The organism is Facilibium subflavum (assembly GCF_003574485.1).
Taxonomy (GTDB): Bacteria; Pseudomonadota; Gammaproteobacteria; order Francisellales; family Francisellaceae; genus Facilibium; species Facilibium subflavum.
The window spans coordinates 15,899-32,897 of record NZ_QLIT01000143.1; the positions used below are offsets into that span (position 1 = coordinate 15,899).

The window sequence follows — 16,999 nt, forward strand, 5'->3', positions numbered from 1 at the left end:
AATGAGTGTAATATTTGAAAAATCTGTTGAAAATCGACGTGCCAATTCACAAAAATGGGCAACAACAGAGCTTATGTGCTTTGATGAGGGCAAACTACGTAAACAAAAACCAGGCTTACCCGAAGTGGGCGAATTGGAAGTTATCAGGCATTATACAAAGCTTTCTCAGAAGAATTTCTCAATCGATACACAGTTTTATCCGCTTGGCTCGTGTACGATGAAATATAATCCTCGCATTGCTTTGAAATGTGCATTGAACCCTTCGGTGTTAAATATACATCCTTATCAGGATGAAAAAACACAACAAGGTCTTTTAGAGATGCTTTATGAGCTGCAAGGGATCTTATCAGAGCTTACCGGAATGCATGCGGTATCTCTTGTGCCTTGTGCTGGTGCACAAGGTGAATTTGCCGGGGTTAAGATGATAAGAGACTATCATATTGCCAATGGTCAGGCGCATAGAGATGAAATTATCGTGCCAGATGCCGCGCATGGGACAAATCCTGCCACCGCGATTATGGCAGGATGTAAGGTTATTGAGATTCCAACTTCACTTGAAACAGGTGATATTGATATCGATGCACTTAAAAAAGTATTAGGTCCAAATACAGCAGGTATTATGCTGACAAACCCATCAACAATGGGTGTGTTTGAGCGCAAGATTGAGGAGGTTGCGCGGCTTGTACATGAAGCCGGTGGCTTACTGTATTATGATGGCGCGAACTTAAATGCGATTATGGGTAAAGCCAAGCCTGGGAAAATGGGTTTTGATGTGATTCATATGAATGTGCATAAAACCTTTGCCACACCGCATGGCGGTGGTGGTCCAGGTGGTGGTCCAATTGCAGTAAGCCAGCGTTTAAAGCCTTTTTTGCCAATGCCAGCGATTGTCAAAGAAAATGAAATTTATCGCATTAAACATAAAAAGGACTTTCCACAGAGCATTGGCTATTTGCATGCATTTTCTGGTAATATTGGAGTTTTAATCCGTGCCTATGTTTATTTGAAAATGTTGGGTGGAAATGGATTAACCAAAGCATCTGAGATGGCAACATTAAATGCCAATTATATGATGGCACGCCTTAAAAAGGCAGGTTTTAAAATCGCACTGCCAGATCGCCGTGCTTCACATGAATTTATCGTCTCATTAGCCCCAGAGAAAAAAGCGTATGGTGTGGATGCGAATGATTTTGCCAAGCAGTTGCTAGATCATGATATGCATGCACCAACCATGTATTTTCCATTGCTGGTTCCAGAATGTTTATTGATTGAGCCAACAGAAACAGAAACAAAAGCACAGATGGATGCTTTTGTTGATGCTATGGTTGAGATTAGAAAACTTGCTGAGAAAGACCCGCAGAAAATGAAACAGGCACCACTAACACAACCGGTTAAGCGTGTGGATGATGTTAAGGCCGTACGTGAATTAGATGTTGTGTTTGGGCAGTGTTGTAAGTAGTTGGGATTGCGCGTTTTTGTGTTTGTAATATTTGCGGTTTAGCTCCTCTTATAAAGAGGGGCAATAGTAAGAAAGAGAATGTGACGAAATAAGGTTCTCGCGCAGTTCGTTTTTTTAACCAATATGCTTTACTTTCAATGCGCCGAGATTGCTTTTATTTAGTTTTGCAAAGCCTGCGTACTGAATCTGTGCAGCTCCCATATTGGTGATATTAAATGTGCTATTGACATCAGATGAAAGCGTTAATTTACCCATGTTTGTCAGATCAAAATTTCCACTGCTTAATTCAGTAAAGTTTAGCTGTGATTTTCCTTTATTATTTAGCGAAATATTTTGTACCTGGCCGCTGATAAATGCTGTTGATTTGCCTAAGAGGCTAATATTCGCGATATTGGCGTATAAACCAGAAATCATTAGATCATCGTTACCCTTAGACTGTAAGGTGGCTGTATCAGTCGTAATTGCAGAAAATAAACCACTTGCTTTGCCTTGGTTGTCAAAAGAAAACTGTTTTGCCCAAATAGGTGCAAACCGATAGTGAATATTACCATCAAAGCTAATTTTATCTAAGGTGCTTGAGCTTAAATTAATTGTAATGGATTTGTTTTTCTCCCAAAAGCTTTTATGGTTTTGTTGAATTACCAGGCAGTTTTTATTCTGGGTAAGTGTGAGTTCCTTAAAATCTTGTTGATTTGTTTGTACCTGCGCCTTTCCTTGTGTCCAAGCAAGGTTAAAGTGACCATCAAGTTTGAGACAATGATAGTCAGAAACAGATTTTGTCATTGCATTTATCCTTTGTGTGCTTATCAGTAAAACACCGGCAACCATGATCGATTTTTTCATATTTATCTCCTGTTAATGATCATTGTTAAAAATTACATCATAAATAAATAAGCATCCTAATGTGATGCCAACCAATAGTAAGCTTGTATGCATAGTCAGCTTGCTTATTGCAATTGAATAGAAATGCTTAGCACTGGCCATCAAGGCAAAGCTTGTGATAATGATCGAAATGCATATATTAAGCCACATAGCCCAACGTGGATAGTGTGGTTTTTTAGGAAGTTGTTGTAAAATTTTTTCACTAAAGCCATTATCTTCAATGGTGTTTTCGCATTGATCAAAGAGTTTTTTTAAGTCTTGATCATTCATGGGTTTATACCTCCAAGTATTGTTTTTAATTTCTCTGCAGCACGTTTTAAATGTGATTTTACGGTGCCCATTGGCAGCTGTGTAATTTTAGTAATCTCCAGCTGGGTGAACTCACTAAAATAGTAGAGATTAACAACAAGCCTCTGCTCAAATGGTAGCTGTTTAAGCGCCTTTTCCAATTTGCTGTTTGAGAGTACATCACTGTGGATTTCATCTGTTTGCGTTTTTTCATCCAGCGCCTCCCATTGAGGTTTTTGTCGCTTGTGTTGCAAAAAAGTACGATAAGCAATTTGAAACAGCCATGCGGCAAATGAGTTAGCTAAATCAAGTTGTTTTATTTTGTAATAGGCGGTAATAAAGCACTCTTGTGCCAAGTCATCTGCCAGCGCATAGTCATGTTGTGTCAAACGTCGTAAGAAGTTTCTGATTTTCGATTGGTAGCGTCTTATTAATGTTGCAAATGCATGGCGATCGTCGTCATGGATGATACGGTAAATTAAATCGGTTTCTAAATGTTCCACGTTGATAACGTTCCATGTTTATTGATTAGTTTCTTTTTGCATCAACCTTCCTACAATTACTTCACTTATACCAATAAAAATCCCTAATAGCCCCCAGCTCCAGTAAAACTCGGAAAATCCAAAAAGAAGCCATAAAATCGCTACAAATGCAATGCCGATACAAATAAGTTTTATGCCACGTTGCAGGTGTGAAAAGGGCGTGTTTGGGATAGTGTGTTGCTGAATAAACTCAACAGGAATGCCTTGGCCGGTATCAATCATTTTGCGTATGGTTTTCTGGTATTCGCGTTTGCTGCGAAAACGCAGATAAAAAACAATAAATACGATTGTAATAACCATAATAAAAGGTGCCAACGGCACAAGTAGTCCTAAGTATTCCATTTATTTTCACCAGTATGTTTTAACTTGATACTACTTAAGATGCAGCAAAGAATAGAATGGATGCAAATTTTTTTAAATTTTTCTGTTATTCGGTTTTTATTGTGTTTTGCATCAGACAAAATCCTAATAAGCTCAAGATTGGCAAAATCGTCAATGCTAAGCCCATTGTCAGCGCGCTAAAGCTTGGTAAAAAAGCTAGAATGAAGCTTGTCAGTCCTGCAGTTAATGTCTGTATAAGCCCATATAAAGCAGCGGCAAAACCAATAATATGACCAAAAGGTGTAAATGCCTTTGAAAAGCTTGTCGGGAAAATAAAGCTTGCACCAATAACATACAAAGCAATCATCAGCATGATGTCAAGAATCCCAGCTGACTTCACAAGGCTTATCAGCGTAAGCAATATCCCGGCAAGCAACATAAGCAACAAGCCAATAAACATTGTTTTATCAACACTGAATTTTTTAAGCAGTTTTGAACTGCTGGTAAACCCAATAAACTGCGCTGCTGCGATTACAAGTGCCAATAAACCAAATGCATTAGGACTTAGATGCATGGTCTGTTGAAACAAAAAAGGTGCTATTGTGATATATACGATAAGACCTGAAAAGGCAAGCCCGCTTAATAAAACGGGTATGACAAACTGTCCTGCGCAAATCAGTGTCAGATAACACTTTATCCAGTAAACAGGATGTAATGAAGCTTTATCTCTTTGTTGATTGGTCTCGGGTAATTTCAGCAATACAACGATGAAAAACACAATCATGCTGATAAAGATAATGACAAAATTGACCCGCCAATCAAGATAGTCTTGAATAAACCCAACTAATGTGGGGGCAAGCCCTAAGGATAAGGACGTTGCCATGCCAAGCTGCGCGCCTGCGCGTGCTAAGGCTGTTCCAGTAAAAGCATCACGAAAGATAGCGCGCATCATGGCACTTCCGGCTCCCATGCCAAGCCCTTGTATGGCACGTCCTGTCAATAACATTTCAATATTGCCTGCGCTAAGACAAAAAAGACTGCCGATAATTGCAATAAAAAGCCCAGTGCAAAGGATTACCTTACGACCCAATTTATCAGATAATGGTCCGTAAATAACCGGCGAGATGCCATAACCGATTAGATAAAAGGTTACGGTAAGCTGGACTGAGCTGACACTGGTATGAAGTGCCTTGGTAATGGCAGGCAGAGATGGGATATGCAAGTCAGTTGTACCAACCATAATAATAACTAATGTGATAACAATCGCCGTCAAGGTTTTAATTGGCAATTGGTTTTCTTGTTGTAAAGACATTACTTTTTTCCATATTTTATTTCTAGCGCTTAAACTGATTTAAAGCCGATGTCATTTTGTGAGCATCGTACTAGAAAAACAAGCCCATCAAAAGTGTGGTCACAACATTCGATGGCACAATTATTTAAAAACGCTAATGGTTTTATTTCATATTGTTATCGCTTTTAAAAAGCCAAAACAAATACAGTAGATGGTGATAAAACCAGGGAAAAAAGGGAGGCAGAATTAGTATAAAGCGATAATCTTCAAGCAGCCCTTTTATCCATGCTGATTGTTAAGCTGTGTTGCCGCATTACCATTTGTCTATTCTCCAGTGTAAATATTAAATTTCATCGGCAATTTATCATAACTTTGATAAGTGAGCAAGTGGCTTGTGAACATTTATCCATCATTAGTTTTTTGTTATTGTACCTTGATTGTTAATGCACATGCTTTTAGCAAGAATATTAAGCCGTAGCCTTTTTAAATCACACACGGGCCGGTTGCTTATATTTTGTGATTAAGATAACCGTTGTAATATAGAAAAACAGGACAATGCCACTTAAGGTAAATAAATTGGCAAAAATTAAATTTGCCGCAACTAAAGAAGCGGCAACGATAAAATCCACCATAAGACTGTAAATGGCAGATACGGCAGCGGTATAGGTTTTATCAAATATAATCAGTGCTATTGTCGATGCATTTACACTGACAATAGCCGAAGAAAAGCCAAATATAATACTGGCGAAACTCATCAGATAAATGCTTAAAAAGGAGTGATTTAAGCCGGTGAAAAGGAATAGAATACCGCTTAAAATTGCAATCCAGGCAAAGATAAGCGCGTTATTTTCATAGCTTAATCGATGGCTTATCCAGCGCATATTAATCCAACGGCCAACAGCGCCTGAGATTACCAGTAAAAACGACAGCCAGCCATATACGATGGTGCTATAGCCTAATGTATTGATCACGACATAGGGTGTGCAGATGTAAAACACTGACATCCCGCCCCAGGCGGCAGCTGTGATATAACAGTAACTTAAAAATTTGGTGTTGCTAATCACATGCCATAGTCTTTTAAAGCTGGGTTGCTTTTTGTGATTGTTTGTATGTGAAGCATCTTGATGAAAAAGCAGCAATACGCAGACAAGGGTGATAAGGCTTAGCAGGATAACAATATTAAATACCCATTGCCATCCGCCATAATAAACGATATATCCACCGACAAATCCGGCAACTGATGGGGCGATATAAAACATTAAGGTTAATGATTGCCAGGCCTTGACAAATTCAGTGCCAGACAGCAGGTCTTTAGGAATGCTTACAGCAAGGATGTAAAACCCTGAGGCAGCCATTCCCTGAAGAATACGCCCTGCATAAAAAAAGTAAATGCTGGGTGCAAATTGGCATAGAAGTGTTCCGATAATGATAAGTGCGGTGAAAACAGAAATAGTGTTTTTATGCCCAAGTTTGTCGTCTATAATGCCAGCTGGAATGGAAAAAAAGGCCCCGGCAATCACAAAAATCGTTAAAGTTAATTGGCTTTGAGCAACATCAACATGAAAGTCATGGCGTAGTAACGGCAAGGCCGAGACATACATGTCATAGGCACTAACATAGATGCCAACAAACAGTAAGGCAAAAAAATAGACATAGTGCGTGGTTTTCATAAAGCATTGGTTTTATAAAGTATTACGGCTATGGTAATACTGATATTTGCATGATACAAGACAAGCCTGTAGCAATAAGTTTTGTTATACTGTGTTTTATGCAAAATAAGTAAGAGATAATTTGATGTTGAGCTTAATCTCACCGGCTAAAAGTCAGGATTTCAAGGTAAAGGCGCCTCTTGAGCATTTTACTTATCCGTTATTTCAAGATGACATCGTAAAGTTGGTCACAAAGCTCAAGCACTATGAGCCAGCAGAGTTTGAATCATTAATGCGTATTTCCTCTAAGCTTGCCAGCGAAGTCTTTGATAAATATATTAATTTTAATCCCAAGCAATATACACTGGAGAATGCAAAGCAGGCACTTTTTGCCTTTACAGGGGATGTTTATAAGGGGATAGAAGCCAACACACTTTCGCACGATCAGGCAGAATATGCCCAGCAGCACTTATTGATGATCTCAGGTTTATATGGCTTGTTGCGACCTTTGGATTTAATGCAGCCGTATCGTTTGGAGATGGGCACAAAGTTTTCTATCGATGATAAATCATTATATGAATTTTGGCGTGATAAATTGACGATGATGCTGAACAGGCAGCTATCGACGCATCAAAATAAGGTTGTCGTGAATCTGGCGTCAAATGAGTACAGTAAAGCGATTGATCATAAAAAAATTGATGGGCAATGGATTGATATTGATTTTAAAGAGTATCACAAAGGTAAATATCAAACGATTGCGCTTTATGCCAAGCGTGCACGTGGGCTTATGGTGCGTTTTATTCTAGATGGGAAGATCGATAATCTAGACACATTGAAAGCCTTTGATTATGCTGGTTATTCACTTAATCCAGATTACTCTAGCGATAAAAAGCTCTGTTTTTGTCGGGTAAAACCGTGAAGATTAAAATTATTGCTTTAGGGCAGAAAATGCCAGGGTGGGTGAATGCTGGCTTTGATGAATACAAAAAACGTTTAAATGGTTCTGAAATCCAACTGGAACTTATTGAGTTACCCATTGCTAAAAGAGGAAAAACCGGCAGTATCTCGGTATGGCTTGAGGAGGAAGCAAAGCGTGTTAAAGCGAAACTCACAGACCAGGATCACCTGGTTGTTTTAGATATTACCGCAAAGCTTATCAGCACAGAAGATTTAGCAGAAAAACTTGATTATTGGCAGCAAAATCATAAAAGTGTTGCCTTGTTGATTGGTGGGCCTGATGGTATCGATAGCACCTTGAAGAAACAGGCAGGAGAGCGTATATCCTTTTCTAAAATGACATTTCCACATCCACTGGTACGTATTATTCTAGTCGAACAGTTGTATCGTGCCATGAGTATTTTAAAGGGGCATCCTTATCATAAATAATTGTTTTATATGGAATATAAGTTTTCATTGTTATTTTTAGGGTGATAAAAACATTGCGAGTGACTTGATATGCGCTTTAAATAATTTTTATGTTATGATGTAACAAGGTATATAAATAGTGGTTGTTTGCATGAACGTTGATCAAAGTGAAATCAGTAAATTCAGTGCCTTAGCACACCAGTGGTGGTGCGAGGATGGTGAATTTAAGACTTTACATCAAGTGAACCCTTTGCGTGTTCAGTTTGTTGAGGAATGTGCAGATGGGCTTGCGGGTAAAAATATCCTCGATGTTGGCTGTGGAGGTGGTATTCTCGCTGAAAGCATGGCCCGAAAAAATGCAAAGGTTACCGGCATTGACCTTGCTGAGGCATCACTTAAAGTTGCAAGGCTTCATTTACTTGAGTCTGAACTTGAGGTTGACTATCAATGCATTGCAGTTGAAGATATGGCTGAGAAAAGTCCTTTTTCTTTTGATGTGGTAACATGTATGGAAATGCTTGAGCATGTGCCTGATCCTGTTAGTGTTATCCAAGCATGTGCAGCTTTGGCAAAAGAAGATAGCTGGGTATTTTTTTCCACATTAAACCGTAATATTAAATCCTATTTATTATCTATTGTCGCCGCTGAGCATGTCTTTAAAATGATTCCAAAAGGCACGCATCGTTATGATAAATTTATTAAACCATCCGAGTTAATTGACGCAGCTGGCAAATTTGGCCTTACCCCGGTTAAAATTAAAGGCATCCACTATAATCCATTAACACAGAAATTTTCAATGGGCGGCAATGCCGATGTCAACTATATCGTTGCCTTTAAAAAACAAGCCTGAGCTTGTTCTATTTGATCTGGATGGCACACTTTTAGATTCATCAAAAGGTGTTTTTGCCTGCATTGAATATGCATTTGCACAATCTGGCATTAAGGTTGATTTTAATCATGAAGACTTACGTTCATATGTTGGCAATGGTGTGGCTTTTTTACTGCAAAAGATAAATAATCAACTCACTGCAACGCAGTTGCAAGCGCTTAAGTCATTAGCTTTTACATATTACCAAACATATGCATATTCACTAACGTTTGCCTTTGACGGGGTAGCGTGTTTATTAACAACACTCAAGGAGTATAAGATTGATTGGGCGGTGGTAACCAATAAAACACGAACCTTAACAGAAGCCGTTTTGCAGAAGCTTCCTTGCCATGAGCAAATGAAAGCATTAATATGTGCCGATGATTTAACCTATAAAAAGCCCCACCCGCAACCATTATTGCAAGTGATAAAAGACTGTGATGCAAAGGTGGAAAAGACATTGTTCGTCGGGGATGGGTTAAATGACATGAAAGCTGCTAAATATGCCGGTTGCCAGGCTGTTTTAGCCACTTATGGGTATGTTGATGATAAGGCTTTGGCATACCCAGGTATTATAAAAATAAATGATTTGGAGCAACTAAAAACGTGGATTACTTATTTGAGTGTGCCGCACAACAACTGCCAGTAACAGGAAGCCTATACTATTACGCCTATCGGCGATTATCAAAAGATAAAATGATTGCACTATATGCGCTTGATCAGTTGAAGTATCAGTGGGTTAAGGCAGGCGAGCTTTATCATGAACCTTATCCAGCCTTGGAAAAATTGAAATGGTGGCAGCAGGAACTTGGTCGCTTAAAAGACGATAAGCCAACGGTACCGCTGGCACAGATAATTGCCAATAGTGCTAACACGGCGTATGCTTTTCAAAAGCTAAGCGATGACTTAGAACGTGTGATAGAAACGTTAGCTCAGGGACGAGAACATGAGCTTTTAGCACACTTCTCCCAGAATTTTTTGGGTATTGCCCTCATTAAGGCGGAGATTTTGGGTTGTAAACATGCTAAGGTGATAGAGGATTTACATATGTTTGATGAGATTACAAGACATATTTTACTGGCTGGAAAGCATTACTCACGAGGTATTTATCTGGATAAAAGCCTTACGCCTGAAACGGCCAACACAAAGTTTTCTCATATGGCAAATACATGGTTGGATAAAGCTGAAAGTTATCGAAATAAGGCATTAGCATCTAAGGATCTTCCACGCCCATTAAAACACTTTAGCAATATGCAGGCACTTGCCTGTCGTCAGTTTATTAAAAAAGTGGATAATCCCTTTAGACAAAGCATTCATTTATCACCCTTTCGTTTGTTATTTGCTGTAACTTTTCCATTTAAACGTTGAGTTGTATATTATTTTGCATACAATAGGGTAAGGGTGTTTTTTTGGCTACTGAAGAAGAAATGAAAAGTGTGTTTGTTATATTTGTCAGCGTTTTGTTTTGTATATTGGGTTATGCAAATGCAGATCAAGCCTCTGCAGTAAAGGTGCAAACGGAAGATAAAACACAGCAACAATTAAACCAGTTAAAGCAAATTAATCAAGAGATTGCTGAATTGAGCGCTTCTTTAAGCCAGCTAGAGAAGGAAAATAAAAAAAAACCTTTAGCTAAAAAGCAAAGTGCTCAAGCACTATTATCTCCCATGGACCTCCAGGCGATGAACAGTCCAATTTTTTTGCCAGGTGGTGCTCCTGTTCCACTGGATATAAATCGTAATACAAACACACGCCAACAATCCAGTCAGGACAATAAAGATAACCCTTATAAAAATAAGGATCAATCAGACAGTGACAAGTCACCTGATGATCAAAGTACAAACAGCACATCAAGCGATACCCTAAATAATAACTATGGTACAGGTGGTGGCTATTATCCTTATAACACTTCTTCATCTTTTAAAGCAACATTTACGCCACAAAACAGTTACAGCTATGTTATTGCAAATACAGACAACACGGCGATCAACCCATTTGCCGGTGTTGCGAGTAACAATATTACGATTAAATTAAGTGGAAATAGCACGACTTACACGCAAATTCAGTTCTGTGATTCTAGTTATGCAACCTGCAACGATAAACAGGATTTAAGTAGCAATAGCATCACAATCAGCACTCCCACAACAGCAATTAGTAGTACGGTTGGTGGATATGTATCTAAATCACTGACAGTAAATAGTACGACGGATACTTATTATGTGGGTACGGTTTATGCAAAGCTTTATACATCTTCAAGTGATACAAGCCCAACCAATGTACAGTTTTCGTTTCCAGTTGTTAACTGTAGTCAAAGCGATAGTGATTTAAGTTGTTCATTAACAGACTCGACCAGTACGACAATCAATACGGTGAGTTAAGCATTTTTGAGGTTAATTTAATATTGAACCTCAAGTAAATTTTCTTTGTAATCTGCCTATTTTTATTTGAAACCATCTTTGGTTTTGCCACAGGCTCCGTTACACTAGGATGAGTTAGTATAACGTTTAAGATGTCTAGTAGGAGATAATGTATGTTTAATTATAAAAAAGTGCTTTATGCGGTTGATGTAAATGATGAGGGTTTACAAAGGCGCCTTGCTAATATTGTGGAGCATACGAAGAAAAAACAAGCCACACTTTATATTGTGACAGTACATAAAACAATTTTTGACTACGGTTATGCTGCTGGTATTAGCGAGCAGACACCAAATGAAATGGTGAAAAAAAAGGTCAAAGAAAAGTTCCAGGAATTAACCAAATCTTATGAGCATGAACCGCATGTAAAAATTGAGCTTATTGAAGCAGATGGGATTGCTGAAGGGATTATTGAGTATGTCGAAAATGAAAGTGTTGAACAGCTTATTATCAATGGACATCACCATGGCTTATTAGGCAGAATGGGTTCTGTGGCAACAAAACTTGTCAATAATGCGCCTTGTGATGTCGTCGTATTAAAGCATGTTTGATGCATATAATTCACTTTTATCAAAGATAGACAAACACACGCTTATTGTTGCAGCCACAAATCGACTTGCTGAGCATTTGCAAACACAATGGATGTGTTATCATAAAAAGGCGACAAAGCAAACAGTCGCGTTTGGCTTTCGGTGTGTAAGTTTGCAGCATTGGCAGCATCAATTATGGCAAAGCGCACTGTTATTACAACCAACGCTTAGTCATGTTATTTCAGATCAAGAATGTTGTTTGTTAATCGAGCAGATTCTGGCACAAACGAATTCTCAATTGCCTGCAAACTCGGCCAAAGCCAAAGAAGTGCTCGGTGCATGGCAGTTATTGCAACAATGGCAATTAAATTTAGAGTCGTTAGCTGAGTATTTAAGTAATAAAAACACTGCAGTATTTATTGAGGTGGCAAGACGATTTCAGGCGATTTGTGCGCAACAAAAACTAATCGATAAAAGTCAAATACAGGGGGTTTTGCTTGAACATGAATTACTCGTCCCAGTTTTGCAACATCAAGGGATCCACCGAATTTTCTTTGTAGGCTTTGATACCTTCACACCTGTATTAGCGTATTCAATACAACAGCTTAAACTTAAGGAAATAGATGTTCAGCAATGGCGGCTACCAAATATCAATATAAAGACTGATGTTGTTGAGTATCCAGATGATAATGATGAAATAATGGCTGTTGCGCAAAACGTAGCTGTATTATCTGATCAATACCCCAAAGCCAAAATTGGGGTGGTTGTGCCTGATTTGCAAGCACAGTTTTTATCACTACAGCAAGCGTTTGATCTTGCACTGTTACCCAACATTCACCAACAAACCCCCTTACTTGATAATGCAAGTCGACCTTATACGATATCAGGGGGGCTTTTATTGAGTACCATCCCTGTGGTTGCGCAGCTTATGATGTGGCTGTCAATTACACAGGTAAAAGATTATTCACAGTTGATGTTAGCCCTTCAAAGTAGTTATATTACGGGCGGGCAGGAATATCAATTACAAAGACAGCAATTAGATTTGATGCTAAAAGCCGATTGTTACCGGCAGTACACATTGGCTCAGTTAGCGCATAATAGCTTATTTATTCAACATAGTGACCCTTTATTAAAAAGACTGGTACATGATGCTAAAGCAGCAAATCTTGCGCTAAATAAACATTATAGTGCCAAAGCAATTGTTGATGGCATTCTTCAGTATATACGGGTTGTTGGCTGGCCAGGCGATTTTGATTTAAGCAGTTTAGAATATCAGGCAGTAACACAGTTTTATCAAGTGCTTAATCAGCTGCTGGTTTTTGAGCGTTTAGGCATAGTGCAAAATGGATATACCTGGCTTTCTGAGCTTAATCAGCTGTTACTTCAAGCAACTTTCCAGCCACAAAGTAACCCAAATGCCAATATTCATATTCTGGGTTTATTGGAATCTGCTGAGATTGCGTTTGATTATTTATTTGTGTTACGAATGAATGATACGATTTGGCCAGATAGACCAAAACCGCATACACTTTTGCCATATGCGTTCCAAAAGCAATATCATATGCCACATTGTAGTGCTGATAAAGAGCTTGCTTTTGCAAAAGCGGTGATGGCTCGGTTATTTCACCAGGCAACGCATATAAACATAAGCTTTGCCATGGCAAATTCTGATCAATTACAAATGCCATCGCCATTGATACGGAAATTTAGTGCCAAAAAACAATCTTCGGTATCGATAATGCCAGATTTAGCCGTCAACCAGGTTGAGGTTAAAAATAAACTTTCCTTAGTGGATGATGTGGAAAAAAGTCAGATTAAAGGGGGTGTTCAACTGTTTAAAAACATGGCTGAATGTCCTTATCGTGCGGCTTTAATACACAGACTTTTTATTGGTGAAAAACCCTGTAATAAAAGACCGTTAAATGCACTTGATAGAGGCGTTGTAATTCATTTTGTCTTAGAATATCTATGGCGAGAATTAAAAGATATTCACAATCTAAAAGCACTGTCTTCCAGCCAGCAAAAATCAAAAATTCGTCATTATATTGATATAGCACTAAAAGCAAATCCGGCTTATCTTATGCACATGCCAGTTTTTTTACAAACATTAGAGCGGCAACGTTTACTGGCTTTGATCAACAGGTGGCTTGAGTATGAAAAGACAAGACAGCAAAATTTTCATATAGAAGCCTTGGAAAAAGCGATCAGTATTACTTTATCAGGTGTTAAACTATCGTTTCGTGTTGATCGGATTGATCGACTTGATTCAGGCCATATTGTGATTATTGATTATAAGACAGCTAAATCATTTAACAAAAAACAGCTTGTTGACTTTCCTGTTAAAGAACCACAGTTGCCACTTTATGCAACCTATGAAGGCGCTGATGCAATTGCAATTGCACTGGTTCATGGTAATAATATGACCTTTGAGGCAGTCTCTAGCATCGAAAATTGGATCAGTACATCAAGCCCACGTGTTTATTCACAAAAAAACCCAATGCTGCCACAACACTATGATGCACTAAAAAAAGCGTGGCAAACTAACTTCAATGAACAGCTTAATGCCTTTATTGAAGGCGATGTGAAGTTAAAGCCTTCAGTGCAGCATTGCCAGTATTGCCAGTTTGCACGTATCTGTCGCCATAGTGCCAGTTCGACCTAAGAATAGCTTTTTATTATAATTCCCACTGGTAGAAACTTTTGCTTTTAAGACAAATACGTTAACATAGAATAGCGTTTGTCAGTTTAGGTTGAAGTTGTGCAAAAACAAAAAAGAAAGCCATTACAGTGGCTTGTACTCGTATTGCTTATTTTTATTTTTATCGGAATCATGCTTGAAAACATGCGTGCAGAAGATGATAGTTTCATTCGTGTGAATACTTATCAAGCGCTTATCCGGCGTGATGCAAATACTCTGCTTAACCAGGTGCGACAGATTAAAACACCGAAAGTGGCATATCAAGAGGCTTATTTAAGCTTTACACATGAAGCATTTAAAGAAAGTTACCTTCAAATATTGCCATATGCATTAAGTGGCAATATCGATGCAACTTTAATTATGGGATTTTTGAATGAATTTGGCCAGGATGTACCAAAAGACTTTAAGCGCGCTGCTATTTGGTATTATATTGGCATCAGACAAAATCACTATAATCGAAGAGCTTTAATGCGTGGTTTGCATGCTTATAATACAGGACAGTATCAAATGGCTGCAGAATGGTTTCGCTTGGCAAGCCAGCTTAATGTTGATCGTGCGTGAAGGAGGGTAAAATGGAACAAAACTGGCAAAGCTTGTTGGCAGAAGAAAAATCAAAAACTTACTTTCAACATATATTAAGCACGGTTGAGGATCAAAGAAGGCAAGGATATGTTATTTTCCCCAAAAAAGAGGACACTTTTAATGCCTTTAAGTATTGCCCATTAGAAGGTTTAAAGGTCGTTATTTTAGGTCAGGATCCTTACCATAACTTAAACCAGGCGCATGGCTTGGCTTTTTCGGTACAAAAGGGGATTGCCATTCCACCATCATTAATCAATATTTATAAGGAATTACAACAGGATCTAGGTTTGCCTATTCCACCGCATGGTTGTTTGACCAGCTGGGCAAGGCAAGGGGTGTTTTTGCTTAATACGGTGTTAACAGTACAGGCACATAAGGCACACTCACATACCGGTATTGGCTGGGAAAAATTTACAGATACTGTGATTGAGAAAATTTCACAGCAAAAATCACATATCGTCTTTATGCTTTGGGGTGCACATGCACAAAAAAAAGTGTCATTAATCGATCAAAATAAACATCTGATTTTAAAAGCACCACATCCATCACCACTATCTGCACATCGCGGCTTTCTAGGCTGTAAGCATTTTTCTCAAGCAAATGCATTTTTAAAAAATAACGGGTTAAGCGAGATTAACTGGTCTTTAGAAGAAGCCACGGTCGCGTGAAAGCTCATTTCGTCCATACTTTGCTTTTTGTATGATTTTATCAAGCTCCCCTGTGTGATGTTAGCTATAATAAAATCAATCATTACCTTGCTGTATTTGCGTAAAAATGGATACAAAACATCATTCCACAGATAAGCTTATCAAAAATGCCTTTTCTTTATTATCAGAACAAAAATTCACACAAGCACGTAAAATATTGATGTCTCTTGAAAAGGGCTGTGCTGATAATTATTTAGTGCCCTACGGTTTAGCGGTGATTGCACATCAACAACAGGACTTACATAAGGCAGAAGACTTATACTTACGCTCAATTCATCTAAATTCGAACTACCCGGGAAGTTTATATCATCTTGCTAATTTATATAAGACAAAGGGGAATATTGCCAAGGCCGAAATATATTACAAAAAAGCACTGCTGATCAAGCCAGATTTTTTTGAGTGCTTGAATAACTTGGCTAATTTATATAAGGAAAATCATCAAGATGCACAGGCACAACAATATTATAAAAGCGCGCTATCACTGAAGGTGCATCCGGTGGTTTGCTTTAACCTTGGACATTTATATCAACAAAGGATGCAATGGGATCAAGCAGAACACTATTTTAAAAAGGCATTACAACTAAGACCAGATTATTTTGAATGTATTAATAACCTTGCAAGCTTATATTTATCACAAGAAAAATATGATTTATCAGAACAGTACTATCAAAAAGCGCTTGCGTTGAATGCCAATGCTTTTGAGTGCCATTATAATCTTGGGAATTTATATAAGTTAGCAGGGCGTTTTAAAGATGCGGAAACCCATTACAAAATCGCGATGGAATTAGCGCCTGATTACAAACCAAGTTACCTTAATTATGCACTTTTAAAGTTATTATTGGGTCATTATAAAACAGGTTTCCAATATTATGAGCACAGGCCTGCTGTTAGAGATTTTGCTAAAAGTTATAAATTGTCTTCTGTGTTATGGAGTCCAAGCCACCGCTTAAAAGGCAAAAGCATACTGGTGATCGGTGAGCAGGGCTTTGGCGATAGTATTTATTTTTCACGATTCACCAAAGTATTAAAAGATCGAGGATGCCAGAAGGTGGTTTTCTGCTGTAATCCTGTACTTCACTCTTTGTTGTTAACAAACCCATATATTGATGAAGTCACGGCAAGCGTAAATTCTGTGACAACAGATTTTCATATACTTGCAGGCAGTCTAATGCAATATATTAATTGGGAAGATGATCAATGGGTGTCAAGCACACCTTATCTATATGCTGATGCACGAAAAATCAAGGCATTGGCAAAGTATTTTGATAGCGAAAAACCGAAAGTAGGTATTAATTTTACGGGGAATCCAAAACACAGAAACGACCAAAATCGCTCCCGACTTTGACACTTTTCAAAGTTATCCACAGGTTTGAAGAAAGATATTTTTGCTCAGGCCTTATTTT

The 16,999-nt window shown here is 38.3% G+C and carries 18 protein-coding genes; 12 read left to right on the forward strand and 6 right to left on the reverse strand.

Going from position 1 to position 16,999, the window contains the following annotated elements:
* Position 1 precedes the first annotated feature (1 nt).
* Positions 2–1,459 (forward strand): aminomethyl-transferring glycine dehydrogenase subunit GcvPB, encoded by a 1,458-nt coding sequence (gene gcvPB / locus DNK84_RS08920; RefSeq protein ID WP_119344178.1) that lies wholly within the window; start codon positions 2–4, stop codon positions 1,457–1,459.
* Positions 1,460–1,573: 114 nt separating this feature from the next.
* Here the strand turns inward: gcvPB and DNK84_RS08925 are convergent, their stop codons facing one another.
* From DNK84_RS08925 to DNK84_RS08950, 6 genes are all read right to left on the reverse strand, one after another.
* On the reverse strand, positions 1,574–2,302 hold the full coding sequence (locus DNK84_RS08925; RefSeq protein WP_119344179.1) for a GIN domain-containing protein: 729 nt from the start codon (positions 2,300–2,302) through the stop codon (positions 1,574–1,576).
* Positions 2,303–2,314: 12 nt separating this feature from the next.
* The gene (locus DNK84_RS08930) at positions 2,315–2,611 is read right to left on the reverse strand and encodes a DUF5056 domain-containing protein (RefSeq protein WP_119344180.1); all 297 of its coding nucleotides are present in this window, start codon (positions 2,609–2,611) and stop codon (positions 2,315–2,317) included.
* A complete protein-coding gene (locus tag DNK84_RS08935) occupies positions 2,608–3,132 on the reverse strand; it encodes an RNA polymerase sigma factor (protein ID WP_162902338.1) in 525 nt (174 codons plus the stop codon). Before DNK84_RS08935 ends, DNK84_RS08930 begins: the two co-directional genes overlap by 4 nt.
* 18 nt (positions 3,133–3,150) lie before the next feature.
* Complete coding sequence (locus tag DNK84_RS08940; RefSeq protein WP_119344182.1) at positions 3,151–3,513, reverse strand: DUF6249 domain-containing protein; 363 nt, start codon at positions 3,511–3,513, stop codon at positions 3,151–3,153.
* A gap of 85 nt (positions 3,514–3,598) precedes the next feature.
* A complete protein-coding gene (locus tag DNK84_RS08945) occupies positions 3,599–4,804 on the reverse strand; it encodes a multidrug effflux MFS transporter (RefSeq protein ID WP_119344183.1) in 1,206 nt (401 codons plus the stop codon).
* A 467-nt stretch (positions 4,805–5,271) separates the two neighbouring features.
* Positions 5,272–6,453 (reverse strand): MFS transporter, encoded by a 1,182-nt coding sequence (locus DNK84_RS08950; protein ID WP_119344184.1) that lies wholly within the window; start codon positions 6,451–6,453, stop codon positions 5,272–5,274.
* Between the two features lie 124 nt (positions 6,454–6,577).
* Here DNK84_RS08950 and yaaA point away from each other — a divergent pair, with 124 nt between their 5' ends.
* The 11 genes from yaaA to DNK84_RS09005 all read left to right on the forward strand — a co-directional run bounded on the left by yaaA (position 6,578) and on the right by DNK84_RS09005 (position 16,941).
* Positions 6,578–7,351, forward strand: coding sequence for a peroxide stress protein YaaA (yaaA, locus tag DNK84_RS08955; RefSeq protein WP_119344185.1), 774 nt, complete (start codon positions 6,578–6,580; stop codon positions 7,349–7,351).
* Positions 7,348–7,818 (forward strand): 23S rRNA (pseudouridine(1915)-N(3))-methyltransferase RlmH, encoded by a 471-nt coding sequence (rlmH, locus tag DNK84_RS08960; protein ID WP_119344186.1) that lies wholly within the window; start codon positions 7,348–7,350, stop codon positions 7,816–7,818. Before yaaA ends, rlmH begins: the two co-directional genes overlap by 4 nt.
* A gap of 130 nt (positions 7,819–7,948) precedes the next feature.
* On the forward strand, positions 7,949–8,647 hold the full coding sequence (gene ubiG / locus DNK84_RS08965; protein ID WP_119344187.1) for a bifunctional 2-polyprenyl-6-hydroxyphenol methylase/3-demethylubiquinol 3-O-methyltransferase UbiG: 699 nt from the start codon (positions 7,949–7,951) through the stop codon (positions 8,645–8,647).
* Positions 8,610–9,314 (forward strand): HAD family hydrolase, encoded by a 705-nt coding sequence (locus tag DNK84_RS08970; RefSeq protein ID WP_162902339.1) that lies wholly within the window; start codon positions 8,610–8,612, stop codon positions 9,312–9,314. Before ubiG ends, DNK84_RS08970 begins: the two co-directional genes overlap by 38 nt.
* On the forward strand, positions 9,272–10,033 hold the full coding sequence (locus DNK84_RS08975; RefSeq protein ID WP_119344189.1) for a hypothetical protein: 762 nt from the start codon (positions 9,272–9,274) through the stop codon (positions 10,031–10,033). The genes DNK84_RS08970 and DNK84_RS08975 overlap by 43 nt, the downstream gene beginning before the upstream one ends.
* Before the next feature lie 41 nt (positions 10,034–10,074).
* Positions 10,075–11,043, forward strand: coding sequence for a hypothetical protein (locus DNK84_RS08980; protein WP_119344190.1), 969 nt, complete (start codon positions 10,075–10,077; stop codon positions 11,041–11,043).
* A gap of 152 nt (positions 11,044–11,195) precedes the next feature.
* Positions 11,196–11,630, forward strand: coding sequence for a universal stress protein (locus DNK84_RS08985; RefSeq protein WP_119344191.1), 435 nt, complete (start codon positions 11,196–11,198; stop codon positions 11,628–11,630).
* Positions 11,623–14,271 (forward strand): PD-(D/E)XK nuclease family protein, encoded by a 2,649-nt coding sequence (locus DNK84_RS08990; RefSeq protein ID WP_119344192.1) that lies wholly within the window; start codon positions 11,623–11,625, stop codon positions 14,269–14,271. The genes DNK84_RS08985 and DNK84_RS08990 overlap by 8 nt, the downstream gene beginning before the upstream one ends.
* Before the next feature lie 96 nt (positions 14,272–14,367).
* Entirely contained in the window at positions 14,368–14,868 is a 501-nt protein-coding gene (locus tag DNK84_RS08995) for an SEL1-like repeat protein (RefSeq protein ID WP_119344193.1), read from the forward strand.
* Between the two features lie 11 nt (positions 14,869–14,879).
* Positions 14,880–15,557 carry a uracil-DNA glycosylase gene (gene ung / locus DNK84_RS09000; RefSeq protein ID WP_119344194.1) on the forward strand — a complete coding sequence of 226 codons (678 nt, stop codon included), beginning with the start codon at positions 14,880–14,882 and terminating at the stop codon, positions 15,555–15,557.
* Positions 15,558–15,663: 106 nt separating this feature from the next.
* The gene (locus DNK84_RS09005) at positions 15,664–16,941 is read left to right on the forward strand and encodes a tetratricopeptide repeat protein (RefSeq protein ID WP_119344195.1); all 1,278 of its coding nucleotides are present in this window, start codon (positions 15,664–15,666) and stop codon (positions 16,939–16,941) included.
* Positions 16,942–16,999 lie beyond the last annotated feature (58 nt).

Excerpts from the sequence above, each read along its gene's own strand:
- gcvPB (WP_119344178.1), top strand. The coding sequence starts at position 2 with ATGAGTGTAATATTTGAAAAATCTGTTGAAAATCGACGTGCCAATTCA.
- DNK84_RS08925 (WP_119344179.1), bottom strand. The coding sequence starts at position 2,302 with ATGAAAAAATCGATCATGGTTGCCGGTGTTTTACTGATAAGCACACAA.
- DNK84_RS08930 (WP_119344180.1), bottom strand. The coding sequence starts at position 2,611 with ATGAATGATCAAGACTTAAAAAAACTCTTTGATCAATGCGAAAACACC.
- DNK84_RS08940 (WP_119344182.1), bottom strand. The coding sequence starts at position 3,513 with ATGGAATACTTAGGACTACTTGTGCCGTTGGCACCTTTTATTATGGTT.
- DNK84_RS08945 (WP_119344183.1), bottom strand. The coding sequence starts at position 4,804 with ATGTCTTTACAACAAGAAAACCAATTGCCAATTAAAACCTTGACGGCG.
- DNK84_RS08950 (WP_119344184.1), bottom strand. The coding sequence starts at position 6,453 with ATGAAAACCACGCACTATGTCTATTTTTTTGCCTTACTGTTTGTTGGC.
- yaaA (WP_119344185.1), top strand. The coding sequence starts at position 6,578 with ATGTTGAGCTTAATCTCACCGGCTAAAAGTCAGGATTTCAAGGTAAAG.
- ubiG (WP_119344187.1), top strand. The coding sequence starts at position 7,949 with ATGAACGTTGATCAAAGTGAAATCAGTAAATTCAGTGCCTTAGCACAC.
- DNK84_RS08970 (WP_162902339.1), top strand. The coding sequence starts at position 8,610 with ATGTCAACTATATCGTTGCCTTTAAAAAACAAGCCTGAGCTTGTTCTA.
- DNK84_RS08985 (WP_119344191.1), top strand. The coding sequence starts at position 11,196 with ATGTTTAATTATAAAAAAGTGCTTTATGCGGTTGATGTAAATGATGAG.
- DNK84_RS08990 (WP_119344192.1), top strand. The coding sequence starts at position 11,623 with ATGTTTGATGCATATAATTCACTTTTATCAAAGATAGACAAACACACG.
- ung (WP_119344194.1), top strand. The coding sequence starts at position 14,880 with ATGGAACAAAACTGGCAAAGCTTGTTGGCAGAAGAAAAATCAAAAACT.
- DNK84_RS09005 (WP_119344195.1), top strand. The coding sequence starts at position 15,664 with ATGGATACAAAACATCATTCCACAGATAAGCTTATCAAAAATGCCTTT.